This is a genomic window from Paenibacillus sp. JNUCC-31 (genome assembly GCF_014844075.1).
Taxonomy (GTDB): Bacteria; Bacillota; Bacilli; order Paenibacillales; family Paenibacillaceae; genus Paenibacillus.
Window position 1 is genome coordinate 6,691,734 of the sequence record NZ_CP062165.1, and the last position, 15,277, is coordinate 6,707,010.

Below are 15,277 nucleotides of genomic sequence, written 5' to 3' on the forward strand. Positions count from 1 at the left end.
TTTAATATCTTGAAGTGTATACAATTAAAAGGAGAGCTTAAGATGCAAATTCAAAAGGTCGATCATCACGAATGGTTTGAGCAGATTTATAATCAAGCACCTATTGGGATTGCACTCCTTGCTCCGACAGGACATTGGATGAAAGTGAATCCTGCTTTTTGCTGTATGTTAGATTATACAACTGAAGAATTAATGCTTCTCAATTACCAGGATATCACTCACCCCGATGATTGTGCACTGGATTCGACCTATGAGCGCGACCTGTTGGAAGGTAAATCGAAGGAGTTTAAATACGAAAAGCGTTACATTCAAAAAAATGGTGAGGTCTTATGGGTTTCGTTACATATATCATTGGCTCGTGACGAAAAAACAGGTGATCCTCTATATTTTATTTGCCATGCTGTGGATATTACAAATCGTAAAACTTCCGAACAAAAGCTTCTTTACACTGAAGAGATGTACAAGCTTATTTCAGACAACGCACAAGAAATCATATATATTGCGAATTTTGATGGTATTTGTCGCTACTGTTCTCCCTCAATAAACAGTCTGCTAGGTTATTCGCCAGAAGAAGTGGTTGGGAAAAACAATAACGCATATTTCCATCAAGAGGATCTGGAACGTATCTCCCAGATGGACCTGAACACTGGTAATCTGTTGAACATAAGGGTTCGCCATAAAGATGGGCATTATCTTTGGTTTGAAACCACATATAAGGTTATCGAAGACTCCAAGCATGAACAACAAATTCTTGCGATTGGGCGAGATGTATCGGAGAGAAAGAAACATGAAGAAATTAGTGCGGAAGCTGAACGCATAGCCATGATCGGCAGCTGGGAGTGGAATATGGCCAATGACCGTGTTTCAATGTCCGATCAGATATTTGAGATTTTTGAAATAGACAACAATATGCCTTATAAGGCGAGCGATATCTTTACATTCATGGAGCCCTCAGAGGAGCAGCGTTTGAAGGAATGTATTGAGTGCGTGAAAAAGGGAGAGCCGCTTGATTTTGAATATCGGCACATAGGGAAAGATGGCAATGAAAAGTATCTTCATCTGCGAGGGATCATCACCTTTGATGAATATCATCAACCGGTACAGTTAAATGGAACATTGCAGGATATCACCCAACGTAAACTTGTCGAATTCAAACTTCAGGAATCAGTGGAACGTTATACTTCACTCAAAAAATATAATCATGATGCCATCATTTCTTTTGACATGAACGGCAATATCATAAATGCCAATCCGGTAGCCGTGAAAATTACAGGATGCCCGGTTGCGGAAATGATCGGAACAAGCATAAGCAAATTTATCGGATCGTATCACCTCGGGCTTATCCTCAATAGCCATTATGAGATGGCAGAAAAAGAGATCAACGCCATTCAGCACACAGATGGTTATGAGACAGAAGTGTTGGCAACCCTTGCTCCCATCATTATTAATGAAAAAAACGTAGGTTTCTACCTGATTGCGAAGGATATTACGGAGCAGAAAAAGCTTCTTGTAGCCAAAGAGACTGCCGAACGAATGAATAAGGCAAAAAGTGAGTTTTTGGCGATGATGAGCCATGAGATTCGTACACCCATGAACGGCGTAATCGGGATGACGGATTTGCTCTTGGATACGCCTGGACTTAGTGGAGAACAAAAAGAATATATTAAAATCATTCAAAAGAGCGGGGATTCGCTGCTTGCAATTATCAATGATATCCTGGACTTTTCCAAAATAGAGTCGGGTAAAACCGATCTGGTGGATGAACCCTTTGATCTTAGAGAAATCGTGACCGAGACAATAAACATCGTAACGCCAATGATTCGGGAGAAGCAGCTAGATCTTCGTCTAAACCTGGATGATGCTATCCCAATTCCCGTGTTTGGGGATGCGTATCGTCTAAGACAGGTCCTCACGAACATCATTGGGAATGCTGTGAAGTTCACTTTGGAAGGCAGTGTTGAAATTGAAGTGAAGGTAATTGGACAAGAATATAATGATATTCAATTCCAATTCAAAGTGAAGGATACGGGGATTGGAATCCCACCTGAGAAGAGAGAGCATTTATTTGAAGCCTTCTACCAATTGGAGAACTTCATGACTCGAAAGCCTCAAGGTACTGGCCTTGGTCTGGCGATCAGCAAGAAGCTTATAGAGCTCTTGGAGGGAGATATCTGGATTGAAGAATCCAACGATCCAGGAACCACATTTGTATTTACAGCATCGTTCAAAACCAGTAACAACGAGGAAATCAACAGTTACGATCTTCAACAGAAAAAGAATAAGACGGATCTATTGCGAATCCTGATCGCGGAAGACAATGAAGTGAACCAGCTCGTGCTGCGCCGAATGATTGAGAAGAAAGGTCATCTTGCGGATTATGTAGTGAACGGTGTTGAAGCTGTGGAAGCTGTCAAACAAAATAAGTACGATATTGTTTTTATGGATGTGCACATGCCTAGACTGAATGGATTTGAAGCGACCAAAGCGATTAAGGAAGCCCTGACACCAGACACATGCCCATATATTGTAGCAGTTACTGCAAACGCAGTTAGAGGAGATATGGACAAGTGTCTGAAGGCTGGAATGGATGCTTATGTAAGCAAACCAATTAAAAGTGAATCCATTATGCAAGTGATGGAGGAATTTTACAAAACAAAGAAACAAAAGAATCGTTTATGATTGGCAAACGAACATGACAATGGAGACTATATTATCTACCATGACAGACATGCCCAGGGTAAGATTTCTTATGTGTATGAACAGACTCCCTTTTGGTTGGTTAAAGAGCCGTTGACTTATCTTTGTGATAAGTCAACGGCTCTTTAACGTTAGACGGAAATCGGAGTGGTTAGAAAGTGCTGAATAAAAGTTGACAAAAATATAGTTAGGCGCCATACTACATCTATGACCAACCAAAATAAAGAAACAAATGACATGTATCTCATCCCCTCGTTAGTACAAACGAAGCGACAGGTTGATCGCCATCAATTAGATGTTGATGCACAAGCCGTGCTTGTCGCATCCAGGCTGATGGTAGCGGGAGCCAAGCTTGGGCATGCCGCGGAAATTCACTTTTCCAGATTTGGTTTATCGACAGGTCGCTATCGTCTGTTAGCAGATCTAGAGGATAACGATGGCGAAGAGCTGCCCTCGCAACTCGCGGAAAATCTGGGCGTTACTCGTGCAACCGTAACGGGTCTAATTGAGATTCTTGAACGCGATGGACTGGTCGCTCGTCGGACGAGTTCCCTCGATGGCCGTCAGAAGTCAGTCATCTTGACAGCCAAGGGCGCCAAAAAGCTGACGGATATGGCTTCGGAGCATTTTGCCAGATTGGAAGCGATGGTCGGCTTGCTTACCATTGAGGAACGGAGTGTGTTTCTCGATCTGCTGGGGCGTGTAACCCAAGGCATCTCGGCACTTACAGAGGAGTCAATCGACTTCTCTGAACCCCAATCCTAGGAGCATAGCAAGAAAGGTGAAACGGGCTAGATCAGCTAGCCCATTTTCATCACCATATAGTTAGGCTCCTAATTACATAGTGAAACAATAGGGTTTAATTTCAAATAAAAGGAGTAGTGATATGTTTAACCAAAAAGACCCCATTCGATCAGAGGAAAGTTATGCTGCTCGATCCGCACAGCCTCGCCAAAAACCGTTTGTGTTATGGCGAGAATTAATCCCAGCTTACTTATCGCCTGCCATTATGGCAAGCATCGGGGGAATCGTGAACGCTGATAAAGTGCTTCAGTTACGAGCCCTAACAACGATAGGAGGGGCGTCCCTGCTGATGGCTCTATGGATTGGACTCTGGCTGCGTAAGCGCGGGAGCCATACACGCTGGGTGGTGAAAACGCCTCGTGTGATCGTCGTGGGTTGCTTTGCACTTGCAGGCGCAATGCTTGGCCTTATGGCCTCGTGGGGGATTTCCAACGTGCTGCATATCGTAAACCCGAGTCTTTCATGGACTTGGCTGGATCATATCGGGTTCGATTTTCCCCTGTCCGGTGCATTAGCCTGCACGATCATGACCTGGCGTTGGAGAGCTTCCTTTACAAAATAAAATGAATTCACTTGAGAAGGAGATATGAAAACATGATTACTATTATTGGAGCAACAGGTATGATTGGAAATGCACTTTTGAGACGTTTGATGGAGGGCGGCGTTCCCGTTCGGGCAATAAGCAGAGAGCCAGATCAGCTTCGTCAACAAATCGTGGACTTGGCATTGTCCAGTGTTGAACTTTGTATTGCGGATGCGAATGATCCTGAATCGATGCGCAGAGCTTTGGCCGGTGCCAGCCAACTATTCCTTGCGTTATCCAACAATCCCAGACAAGTGGAATTAGAGACATCCATTATTCAGATAGCTGCGCAAGAGGGAGTGAAGCATATCGTCAAAATATCCAGTCCAGCTTATGAGGAACGTTCACCTGTAGCAGTAGCAAAATGGCATGCCGATATCGAGCAAACTCTCGTGACATCAGGAATTACGTATACCATATTGCGACCTTATGCGTTCATGCAAAATTTGCTGCGTCTCGCACCAACCATAACAACCCAGGATATGTTCTTCGGCTGTATTGGAGATTCACCGTGCAACTTCATCGATTGCCGGGATATCGCAGATGTTGCCGCGGAAGTAATGACACGGTTCAAGTCGGTTAACAGCATTTATACGTTGACGGGTTCCGAAACGTTCACCTATCCACAGATTGCAGATAAATTGTCCATCCTGCTCAATCGACCGATCAAATTCTTTAACCTCAAACCTGAGGCGTTGCGAACTGATCTAATGGAACACGGACAGATGCCTTCTTGGCTCGCAGACCACGTTGTGGAAATCCAGACGATGTCTACCGTTGTGTCAGAGAAGCCGACGGATACCGTTCGACGCTTGCTCGGCAGAGAGCCTCGCTCGCTCGATGCATTCCTGGAAGAGTATCGGGATGCATTTAAACCGAGGCCATAACCATGCAGTGAACTAAGGAGAATCTCCCTAAAAATTCTTTAGGGGGATTTTTTGGGTGTGAAACAAACCTCACTACTGATTTTTGATCCATAGTTTGGAGATATCCATGAACCCAAACTCAGCCGTTTGCATGCCGAAGATACTTTGGTCCAGCTGGGCTTTTTTGTTCATGTGACAACCGTGTAAAATCCAACAGTTATCTCGCAGCAATCCCTCTGCTTCATCCAGCAGTACCGATCGTTTCTCGTTATCCAGCTGGGCGAAATGGTCTAATTTCTGGTCCAGGATGAACTGTACAGCAGGTGTTAGGTAAGCATGCAAATGATTGGATTTGTTTTTGAAGTAATTAATCATACCAAATTGCCAGTCATCCTCCAAAATTTCCTCAGCCATCATCAATGTAGCATCCTTGTATTTATCAGGATGGGGATAGTGAGCAGAGAGATGAAGCTCAATGTTCAAACCAATCTCTTTTCCGCGCTGTTGTAACCAATTGGCTTCTTTTAAACCTTTATTCACCGGGTATGACAGAATGATAGGCTCTCCCTCGTAACCACTTCGCATCAGCAGCTTCTTGGCATCCACAAGCGAAGTTTCATGCCATGTTGTTACCGCGCTTTTCCAGGGAAGAAAGCTGTTCGCTGGTGTAATTCGGTTTCCGCCAAGCTCTTTTACTAAACGAACTGGATCATAAACAAGTCTAAGTGCTTGTCGAAATTCCAATTGGTGATGGATCCCTGCTTTGTAGAAATTAAATAAAATATATCGGCAACCCAGTGCTGGATAATTGACAAGGGTCGTTTCATTGTTGCTTGTATTCAGCTTCATTCGGTCAGTTCTTGGTAATTCATAATGATGTTCATTAGGGCCCAGCTCTGGTACAAACCAAATATCCACCTGGTCAAGATGCGGACGGATGCCATAATACCCATCGAAGGCACTAAGCACCAAAACATCTTCATTCATTTCAATGATCTGAAAGGGTCCGGTACCGATCAGTTTTTTGGATACATCTACATCATAAGGAAGAATCGTCATGGGAATACAGCTGAACAAGTGCAGGAAGAAGCGATTGGGACGACTTAAATAAAAGCGGATGCAGTAATCTCCATCAGCTTCGACACGCTCGACATCCCGATAGTGCCAGCTCATTGGGCTGTCCAGATCCTGAATTCGCTGCAAGGTTGCTTTGACGTCCCGGGAGGTCATCGCCCGGCCATGGTGGAACCGCACTCCTTTACGCAGATAGAAAGTCCACATCTTATGATCCTCACTGGACTCCCACATATGTGCCAATTCTGGAAGGAAGGTTTCGGTTTTGACATCATAGGTGATCAGAGTACTGCAAACCTGACCCAGCAGATAGGTTTCAAAAGCGGTGTAAACATAAGCGGGGTCCAGCCCTGTAAGTCTGCGTGATCTCATCATGCGCAGCACATCCTGACCGGATGCCGTTTCGACATGACTGTGGAATCCCATATGCTTGTTAAGTGATCGCAGCAATTGTTCCTGAAGTGTTTTATGGATGTCAATCGTGCCGATCAGCTCGATCGCTTCTTTAATTTTACCTCTCCCAATCAGTTCCCGCAGGTGATTCTCCAGCGTTTCATTCACACTGCGCAGCAGCGTCATCTCCGAATAATGTCCCCGCCCCCGCCCAGGCTGCCAATGAATAAATCCTTGTTCCTCCAGCTTGCGCAGAATAAACTTCACGTTGCGTGGAGTACAGCATAAGGCATCGGAAAGGCTGTCGATGGTTACTGGAACAGGTTCATCAAGTGTAAGAAAAAGTTCTTTTGCTGTTGCAAGACGTACATAATGGGTTGTTGTGGTATCCATGTTTGGATGCTCCTTTATAAAAGGTGAAAAGTGTCATCACAATCTTACACTTTTATTTCCCCCTTTGATCGATACAATTATACATAAAGAGAGAGGGAAAGACAGCCCACTTAGACAAAACAACAAGAACAGGAGAACCATACGCAATGAAGCAACATTTACGGCAGATTCACCCTTTAGCATGGACCATCATTATTGGAACCATGTTTGGACGTCTCGTCACGTCCATGAGCATCCCCTTTTTATCCATTTATCTGACCCAAGTACTAGGTGCTACACCAACACAAACTGGGGTTACCGTCGCGGTCAGTTCTCTGGCGGGGGTCATGGTCAGCTTTTACGGAGGTTATATTTCAGATCGAATAGGCCGAAAGTTGGTCATGATGGTCTCCGTATTTGGTTGGGCCTGTGTATTTTTCATCTTTTCAGCAGCAGAGCATCTGTGGGTGTTCTTTGTCGCCAATACGTTAAACGGATTATGCCGCGCTGTGTTTGAGCCCACGTCCCGTGCACTTCTATCGGACATTACTTCACCACAAAATAAGCTGCTTGTCTTCAATCTCAGATATGCTGCCATTAATCTGGGTGTCGTATTTGGACCTATTATCGGCCTTCAGCTTGGATCAGCGGAGTCTACGTTTCCGTTTGTGATCTCCGGGATGGTATATATTGTTTACGGCCTGGTTTTGTTTCTTCAATTTCAATTGCAGCGTGCAACTCTGCCGGAACACGTCCAGGTCACTGCGCCCCGTTTACGAGATGCCTTGGCTACTACCGGCCGTGACCGTGTATTTTTGCCGGTACTGATCGGGACTACTTTTTGTGTACTTGGGTATGGGCACTTTAGCTCAACCCTGGCCCAGTATGTGGCGCAAAATCCTCTTTTTGAACATGGGAGTCAAGTGTTTTCCTATATGCTTTCACTTAATGCGTTGACCGTGCTTGTGGTCCAGTTTCCGATTGTGCGGGTGGCCAGCAAATTCCCGCCAGTTGTGCCCCTCATTCTGGGAAACCTGCTGGTCGCTACAAGTTTGTTCCTGTTTGGCATCGCAACAAGCGTTGCGGTACTGATGATCAGTGTCATTCTGTTCACTGTTGGGGAAGTGCTCATGTTCACCATGATGGATATGCTGATTGACCGAATTGCCAAACCAGAATGGAAAGGGACCTACTTTGGGACCATTGGATTCAATAACCTGGGCAGCGTCATGGCACCGATTCTGGGAGGGCTGTTATTAACCCAATTCGGGACGGGGAATGGACTGTTTATTTTTGTACCATTGGCACTGACCACTGCACTTGGATTGCCTTTTCTAATCGTAGCGCATAAGCGCCTTGTCGTCAGGGAAAAGGAGTCAAAACCAATACAAGCGAGTGCCTAGCTTAAGTGATGCGAGTTGTAATGCAAATAAGTGTTAGCTGTTTTAACTTTTTTTTGGAGAGTGTAACTTTCATTAAGTAATCGGTGTTTAATTAGTTAAACATTTCCTTATGGGGGTTCCAAATGATATTTAAAAAGCTCACTTTAACATTGCTGGCATGTGTTATGTTTGCCGCATTTTCAACGCCAAGTTTCGCTGAGGAGGCCACGCCAGAGATTGGGAGTGGCGTTTTGTCCAATAACCGGGTGCTAATTCCTTTAAGGGTAGTGTCCAGCAGCTTGGGGGCAGATGTAACGTGGTATAAGGAAGGGAAGAGCATTCGAATTCAAACGGATGAAAAAGAAATTTGGCTTGTGGTTAACTTTAAAAATGCGAGAGTGAATGAACAGATCATCGGAATGGATTCTCCTGTTGAATTAATTGACAATACAGCATATGTTCCCTTGCGATTTGTCAGCCAAGCGTTAGGAGCCAAGCTAGAGTGGAATCCACAAACTAAACAGGCAACCATCCACTTCAATAAACAAAACATGATTGTAAGTATGCAAGAGGAGACGATCCAGATCCCTGATTCTGCGAAAATAACCCAGGGGCGGTTAAATGTTTTGTCAGAGAAATTGAATGAAATTTCAGGCTTGTCTCAGATTAAGCAGGTCGGGGCGTATTTCAAGCCTTATTTCACAGAAGATTTAATCCAATTTATTCTGAAGAGGCAGGATCTAGTAAGTGATTGGATGGTGTATGATGCTCCAGAGACTTCCGTTTATTATACAAGCCGTACAACAGCGACGTTATCCCAATCGTTCGTAATCGGAAATACATTAACGGGTGATTCTCATTATGTTAATGATCGAAATATTGAACTTGTTTACAGTAATGGTGTATGGAAAGCGAATCAGTTAATGTTTAATCTCAGAGAAATTCCCTATTTGGGTTATGATCGTTGAACTAGCAGCATATGATGATCAGTGGCATGAAGGAAATAACAATTGAGTTAATATTATCTTGACGGATTACGGTGGAGCGAATACAATAAACAACAAATATGTGTGACGGGTGGTTAAGATGAACATGTTCCAGATAGGGCGCATTCTGAAACGATAACTGAATACGCATGAGCATTGTGACTTAACCATGGAATGTATATTGGCGTCTAGACAGTCATGTTTGTGCACCCCTGTCGTGAACGCTCATCATTATTGCGTGCAAAGGAGAAATCGAGGAAACGCTTCTTATTTCATATGGTTCTCTTATTGTTACAAGCTGTAGATGAACATTAGTTCATCTATGGCTTTTTTGCATGCATTCCACCCAATTTGTTGCACATGGAAGGGGGACTTGCAGTGCTTTTTATCATGAAACTATCCCTACGAGGAGAAAGAGAGGCAGCGATATGAAACGACCTACTCAAAGTTATACCATTTGGTTTTCCCAGCGAACAGGCAGCACGCTGCTGAGTGAGGCCTTAAGTTCTACGGGTGTCGCTGGTTATCCGAGCGAGTGGCTGCATCACCAGCATAAGAGCCCAGACACATTAAAGCGTGAAGATCTGCAGCAGATCTGGAGTCAGGGAACTACGTCAAACGGAGTTTTCGGAATCAAGATTAATTTTGAACAACGATGGATTGACGCATTCCGCAGTCTCTATAGTCTGCCAACAGCGTTATCGCGGGCTGAGGTATGGAGTACGGGCTTCCCTCATTGCACCAAGCATATTTACATGACACGTCGCAACAAAGTCAGATTGGCTGTGTCCTGGTGGAGGGCCATTGTCTCGGGTGAATGGCACCGCAAGCACGGTGACAACCCTCAGTTACAAGATATTGCAGATCAATATAACTTTGATGCGATTAAGCATCTGCTTGTGGAGAGTAACATGTGCGAAGCGGCAATTGAAGATTTCCTGTCTGAGTCAGGCATTGTGCCGCTGACGATTGTTTATGAGGATTTTATAGAAGATTACGAGGGAACCGTCATGAATGTGCTAGAGTTTTTGGATGTTCAATCTGACGGTGTAACTGTATCACCCCCGTCCTTTGACCCGATTGCAGACGAGATTTCCGAACAATGGGTGCAAAGATTTCGGGAAGAATGCCAGAGAGATTGGGAGAATGTAAGATGGTAAACACACTCGAAAAGATTCATTCATGGGTTGGAAATGTTGCATTTATTTTTATTATGTATGATTCATCTTAGTGAGGAACCAAAATGCGTTGAATGCAAAATGGAATAGAAATGTTATACGAAAGGGTGAGGGGCTATGCCCAAAATAGAGAAACGCTCCATGTCTTGGCTGCTGCAATATCTAAAACCCGTTAAAGGCCGATTGGCCTTGCTTGTGATGATGTTGCTAACCTCAACGGGCCTACAGCTTCTGAATCCACAGATTATCAAACGATTTATTGATACAGCCGCAAATGGGGGAGTCCTTGCTAACCTGATCCAGCTTGCCGGATTGTTTCTGGTTGTTGCTGTCGTAAATCAATTGATTACGGTATTCGTCAGTTATCTGGGGAATGATGTTGCCTGGCGGGCAACGAACCGATTACGGGGAGATCTCTTAAAGCATTGCCTGCGTCTGGATATGCGATTTCATAACGTGAAGACACCAGGAGAGATGATTGAACGAGTGGATGGTGATGTGACGAGTATTTCCAACTTCTTTGCCATGTTTATTGTGCAGGTGATTGGAAGCTTTGTCTTGCTTGCCGGAATCCTCGGATTTATGTTCAGCGTAAACGTACCGATTGCGATCGTTATGACGGTATTTACATTGTTATCGATTCTGTTTATGGTGTTTATTCGCAATCTGGGAGTAAACTCTTCTAAAAATGAGCGGGAAGCGAGTGCATCCTTGTTCGGATTGATTGAAGAGCGTATCGCGGGAATCGAAGATGTTCAAGCGAACGGGCATGTCCCGTATGTGATGAATCGCTTTTATCGCACCATGCGTGTTGTGTTTCAAAAGGGCAGAAAAGCCTGGCTGCTTCGGGTCATTCCATGGAATACGACGGTTATTCTGTTCGCCCTGGCTGTTACGGCGGTACTATTGCTCGGTGTTCATTATTACATGCAAGGCATCATCAGCATCGGAACCCTGTTTCTGATATATCAATACACACAGATGCTTAATGATCCTATAGAGATGCTGGGCGATCAGGTTCAGGAGTTTCAGAAGGCCAAATCCGGTATGCTTCGTTCGAGAGAACTGTTATCTTTGCGCAGTGAGATTAAGGACGGAAGCGAGGACCAGCTGCCAGCAGGGCCGCTTGGTCTGGAATTCAAGCAGGTGAACTTCAGTTATAACGAGGATAAACCTGTATTGCAGAATATTAACTTTGCCATTAAACCTGGCGAACGGCTGGGGATCATCGGTCGTACAGGTAGCGGCAAATCAAGTCTCAGTCGTCTTCTTCTGCGCCTGTATAATCTGGATAGCGGGACGATTCATGTTGGCGGGAAAGATATTTCAGAGCTTACCTTGCCTGCACTTTACCGCAGGGTTGGCATGGTTACGCAGGATGTACAGCTGTTCGACGGTACGCTGCGAGACAATTTAACACTGTTCAACCAAGACGTCTCGGATCAGATCATTAAGGAGACAACGGATCGACTGGGATTAAGTCATTGGATTGAATCACAGCCCGCAGGGTTGGATACACATCTGAAGGCAGGTGGTTCTTCATTGTCCGCAGGGGAAGCTCAATTATTTGCCCTGACGCGTGTATTTCTGACTGAACCAAGTCTTGTTATTCTCGATGAGCCTTCCTCACGGCTGGATGCCGCAACAGAGAGCATGCTTCAGTCTGCCATCGACCAGTTGATGAAGCAATGTACCGGAATTATTATTGCCCATCGACTGGCTACTTTGGAGAAGGTCGATCGAATTATGGTACTGGGTGATGGCAAGGTACTGGAATTCGGCGCCAGAGAAGAACTCGCCAGCAATCCGGCGTCACATTATGCCAGATTGCTGATTACGGGGCGAGAGGAGGAATTGGCGTGAATGTAACCGGATTTATAGGCCGTTTATTTCGTTTCAGGCCATTTCTATTTTTAATCAACGGATTGTCATGGTGCATATTTCATTCTTTGCCGCTGGCAATAGGGATCGGGATGCAGTGGTTCTTTGACCGGGCAACGGCGGGTTCCAGTGATTATATGTGGCTTGCAGCTCCGCTGATCTTCATTGCTTTGATCAGAGTAGCAAGAGTAGGGACGTTTTTTGCCGCGTTCTATGCATGGATTACGTATATCTACCATATTCAGGCCATTCTGCGTACCAATATGCTCGCCGGCATTATGCGCTGGCCAGGACGTAATCTGCCAGCTTCACCGGGAGAGGCGATGAGTCGCTTTCGGGATGATGTAGATGAGGTGGTTGAGTACGTGGAATCCTGGGTCGATTTCTGGGGAAGGCTTGTGTTCGCCATCGTATCCATCATCATCATGGCAAACATCAACTGGAAAATTACTTTGGTAGCTGTTTTGCCACTGGTCGTCGTAACCTTGCTCAATAACTTGTCTGGTAATCGGGCCCGCCGATATGCTCAAGTCAATCGTGAGTCGACTGGACGGATTACCAGTTTCATAGCGGAGACCTTTGGTGCAGTTCAGGCATTGAAACTTGGGCAGGCAGAAGAGCATGTCTCTGCTCGTTTTAACAAACTGAATGAAGAACGTCGTCAAGCCGCGCTCCGGGATAATCTGTTCAAACAGTGGATGAGATCACTTAATCAGCATGTGCTCAGTATCTGTACAGGTCTCATTCTCCTGATGTGTGCGGCCGAGATGAAATCCGGCCATTTCACCGTAGGTAATTTTGCCTTGTTCACCAGTTATCTTGCCAACATCGGTTTTAGTATTTCATTGTTTGGATATATGGTATTTCAGCATAAACGGCTTAAAGTATCGTTTGACCGTATGCGAACCCTGTTTCGTCCGGGTGAGGAAGACCGAATCATGGATTTCAGAGAAACTTATCTGAATGAAGATCCGCCTGAGCTTCCTAAGGAACAGAGAGATCCAAAGGAGAAGTTAAGAGAGCTGGAGATCCACAATCTGGCGTACCAATATCCTCATTCTGCAAATGGAATACAGGATATCAGCTTCCGTGTGAAGCGGGGACAATTTCTGGTCATCACTGGACGGGTTGGGTCTGGAAAATCGACTCTGGTTCGTACACTTCTGGGATTGCTGCCCAAACAAGAGGGCACAATTCGCTGGAATGGGAAAGAGGTTGATCCTGCTACATTTCTGATGCCTCCAAGAGCAGCATATACACCGCAAGTGCCCCGACTATTCAGTGATACGCTGAAAGAAAATATAGTTCAGGGCAAGCAGGGACGTACGGAGATTGCTCTTGCTAAAGCGATTCGCTTGGCTGTTATGGAGAAAGATATCCAGAATCTGGACCAAGGACTCGAAACGTCCGTAGGCCCAAGAGGTGTCATGCTGTCAGGTGGTCAGATTCAGCGGGCGGCAACCGGACGCATGCTGATGACCGAAGCGGACCTGTTCATCTTCGATGATCTGTCCAGTGCGCTGGATGTGGAAACCGAGCAACAGGTGTGGGAAGGTTTGTTCCAGGAGGCAGATGTCACATGTATTGCAGTCTCTCACCGCAGAGCAGCACTTGCCAAGGCAGATCATATCATCGTCATGAAGGATGGACGAATGGAGGCCGAGGGAAGCTTGACAGATTTGCTTGCTACAAATGAGGAGATGCAACTGCTTTGGCAAGGCGAGCAAACGCCGGTTAAAGTGGGATAGGTATGAGATAAGGTCAATATATAACAAATGAAAAAAAGCCGTACAGATAACTCCTTGTGAAGAGTTGAATCTGTACGGCTTTTATTATTGCTAATTTGGTCAACCTTTATTTGATCAGCGGTGCAATCAACGAATACGCAATGATGACCAGAAAGATGATCGTAATGTGGTTAATGGAGAAAATAAACATTTTATGTGACCATTTCTTGGTTTCTTTCTTATCGAAAGTTGCCACACTAAGAATAAGCCAGGCCAAACTTACCAGAAACGCAACAATGGCAATGAACGGACTCATCGGCCAGAACAAGAAGCTGGAGAATAACAACAATACGAGATAAACATTCGTCTGGATGTATGTCCGTCTGATTCCTTTAACTACAGGAAGCATAGGAACGCCAGCCGCTTTATATTCATCAAATCTCCGGATGGCAATACCATAGAAGTGAGGCATCTGCCACAACAGCATGGTAACGACAAGGGCCCAAATCTCATAATGTCCAAGCTCTGGTGAAATGGCTGCCCACCCGATGAGCGGCGGAACAGCACCTGAAAGGCTTCCGACTTCCGTATTGTATACGGTTGTTCGTTTGGTCCACATGGTATAAGGGAACACATACAGCAGCAGTCCCAATATGCCGAATACGGCAGCCGATGGGGATGCAATATACAACATGACTCCCCCAATGACCGTAATGGCAATACCGAGGATCAAACCTGTTTTGGTATCTACGCGACCGGTAACCGTAGGACGGGTTTTGGTCCGTTCCATGATTGCATCGATATCCCGATCATACAAATTGTTAAACACTCCGGCCGCTCCGATAATCAGGGAAGACCCGATAACAGAGAGGATAATGGGTACAATATTAGCTAAAATGGATGCATCAAATACATACAAAGCCAAACTTAAACCGGCAAACATGGCGATCAGATTGGATTTGATGATTCCGATCTTGATCGTATCAAAAAATACTTTCGGAATCGAGCTAGTATACTCCAAGCTGATATCGGGCCGTGACCCTTTATTCAATGTTTTCAAGAACTCACTTCCTATATCTATACTTATATATCTCGTGGTTTTATTATAGCATTCAATACAGTATGTGAATTAATTAACGATTTAGTATTTAAAATAATGTCATTTGATTGTGAACAATTTAAAAACAAGGTTTTTTTCAATTGTTAAAAATGATTTTATGTGATACAGGTCATAGAATCAATCTAAACAGTATTAAAGACAAGAAAAGAATATTTTTCTTGCATTATGCGTTTTATTTGTTTATTGTAGACATAAGGGGTCTTTAATAGTATGA

General features: G+C 44.7%; 11 protein-coding genes. 9 read left to right on the forward strand and 2 right to left on the reverse strand.

What is annotated here, in order from left to right; genetic code table 11:
• Positions 1–42 precede the first annotated feature (42 nt).
• From JNUCC31_RS29465 to JNUCC31_RS29480, 4 genes are all read left to right on the forward strand, one after another.
• A complete protein-coding gene (locus JNUCC31_RS29465; protein ID WP_192266864.1) occupies positions 43–2,679 on the forward strand; it encodes a PAS domain S-box protein in 2,637 nt (878 codons plus the stop codon).
• 225 nt (positions 2,680–2,904) lie between these two features.
• Positions 2,905–3,462 (forward strand): MarR family winged helix-turn-helix transcriptional regulator, encoded by a 558-nt coding sequence (locus JNUCC31_RS29470; RefSeq protein WP_192266865.1) that lies wholly within the window; start codon positions 2,905–2,907, stop codon positions 3,460–3,462.
• A 121-nt stretch (positions 3,463–3,583) separates the two neighbouring features.
• A complete protein-coding gene (locus tag JNUCC31_RS29475; protein WP_192266866.1) occupies positions 3,584–4,063 on the forward strand; it encodes a hypothetical protein in 480 nt (159 codons plus the stop codon).
• Between the two features lie 32 nt (positions 4,064–4,095).
• Entirely contained in the window at positions 4,096–4,971 is an 876-nt protein-coding gene (locus JNUCC31_RS29480) for an SDR family oxidoreductase (RefSeq protein ID WP_192266867.1), read from the forward strand.
• A gap of 72 nt (positions 4,972–5,043) precedes the next feature.
• Here the strand turns inward: JNUCC31_RS29480 and JNUCC31_RS29485 are convergent, their stop codons facing one another.
• The gene (locus JNUCC31_RS29485) at positions 5,044–6,810 is read right to left on the reverse strand and encodes an ABC transporter substrate-binding protein (RefSeq protein WP_192266868.1); all 1,767 of its coding nucleotides are present in this window, start codon (positions 6,808–6,810) and stop codon (positions 5,044–5,046) included.
• 146 nt (positions 6,811–6,956) lie between these two features.
• Here JNUCC31_RS29485 and JNUCC31_RS29490 point away from each other — a divergent pair, with 146 nt between their 5' ends.
• From JNUCC31_RS29490 to JNUCC31_RS29510, 5 genes are all read left to right on the forward strand, one after another.
• Entirely contained in the window at positions 6,957–8,192 is a 1,236-nt protein-coding gene (locus tag JNUCC31_RS29490; protein ID WP_192266869.1) for an MDR family MFS transporter, read from the forward strand.
• Positions 8,193–8,314: 122 nt separating this feature from the next.
• Positions 8,315–9,139 carry a stalk domain-containing protein gene (locus JNUCC31_RS29495; RefSeq protein WP_192266870.1) on the forward strand — a complete coding sequence of 275 codons (825 nt, stop codon included), beginning with the start codon at positions 8,315–8,317 and terminating at the stop codon, positions 9,137–9,139.
• Positions 9,140–9,585: 446 nt separating this feature from the next.
• The gene (locus JNUCC31_RS29500) at positions 9,586–10,317 is read left to right on the forward strand and encodes a Stf0 family sulfotransferase (RefSeq protein WP_192266871.1); all 732 of its coding nucleotides are present in this window, start codon (positions 9,586–9,588) and stop codon (positions 10,315–10,317) included.
• A 135-nt stretch (positions 10,318–10,452) separates the two neighbouring features.
• Positions 10,453–12,198 (forward strand): ABC transporter ATP-binding protein, encoded by a 1,746-nt coding sequence (locus JNUCC31_RS29505; protein ID WP_192266872.1) that lies wholly within the window; start codon positions 10,453–10,455, stop codon positions 12,196–12,198.
• Positions 12,195–13,964: an ABC transporter ATP-binding protein gene (locus tag JNUCC31_RS29510; protein WP_192266873.1), complete on the forward strand. Its 1,770-nt coding sequence runs from the start codon at positions 12,195–12,197 to the stop codon at positions 13,962–13,964. The genes JNUCC31_RS29505 and JNUCC31_RS29510 overlap by 4 nt, the downstream gene beginning before the upstream one ends.
• 106 nt (positions 13,965–14,070) lie before the next feature.
• Here the strand turns inward: JNUCC31_RS29510 and cyoE are convergent, their stop codons facing one another.
• On the reverse strand, positions 14,071–14,994 hold the full coding sequence (gene cyoE, locus JNUCC31_RS29515) for a heme o synthase (RefSeq protein WP_416234467.1): 924 nt from the start codon (positions 14,992–14,994) through the stop codon (positions 14,071–14,073).
• Positions 14,995–15,277: the final 283 nt, after the last annotated feature.

Bases quoted from the DNA above. Each gene is read 5' to 3' on its own strand.
- JNUCC31_RS29475 (WP_192266866.1), top strand. From the start codon at position 3,584: ATGTTTAACCAAAAAGACCCCATTCGATCAGAGGAAAGTTATGCTGCT.
- JNUCC31_RS29490 (WP_192266869.1), top strand. From the start codon at position 6,957: ATGAAGCAACATTTACGGCAGATTCACCCTTTAGCATGGACCATCATT.
- JNUCC31_RS29470 (WP_192266865.1), top strand. From the start codon at position 2,905: ATGACCAACCAAAATAAAGAAACAAATGACATGTATCTCATCCCCTCG.
- JNUCC31_RS29465 (WP_192266864.1), top strand. From the start codon at position 43: ATGCAAATTCAAAAGGTCGATCATCACGAATGGTTTGAGCAGATTTAT.
- JNUCC31_RS29480 (WP_192266867.1), top strand. From the start codon at position 4,096: ATGATTACTATTATTGGAGCAACAGGTATGATTGGAAATGCACTTTTG.
- JNUCC31_RS29495 (WP_192266870.1), top strand. From the start codon at position 8,315: ATGATATTTAAAAAGCTCACTTTAACATTGCTGGCATGTGTTATGTTT.
- JNUCC31_RS29485 (WP_192266868.1), bottom strand. From the start codon at position 6,810: ATGGATACCACAACAACCCATTATGTACGTCTTGCAACAGCAAAAGAA.
- JNUCC31_RS29505 (WP_192266872.1), top strand. From the start codon at position 10,453: ATGCCCAAAATAGAGAAACGCTCCATGTCTTGGCTGCTGCAATATCTA.
- JNUCC31_RS29500 (WP_192266871.1), top strand. From the start codon at position 9,586: ATGAAACGACCTACTCAAAGTTATACCATTTGGTTTTCCCAGCGAACA.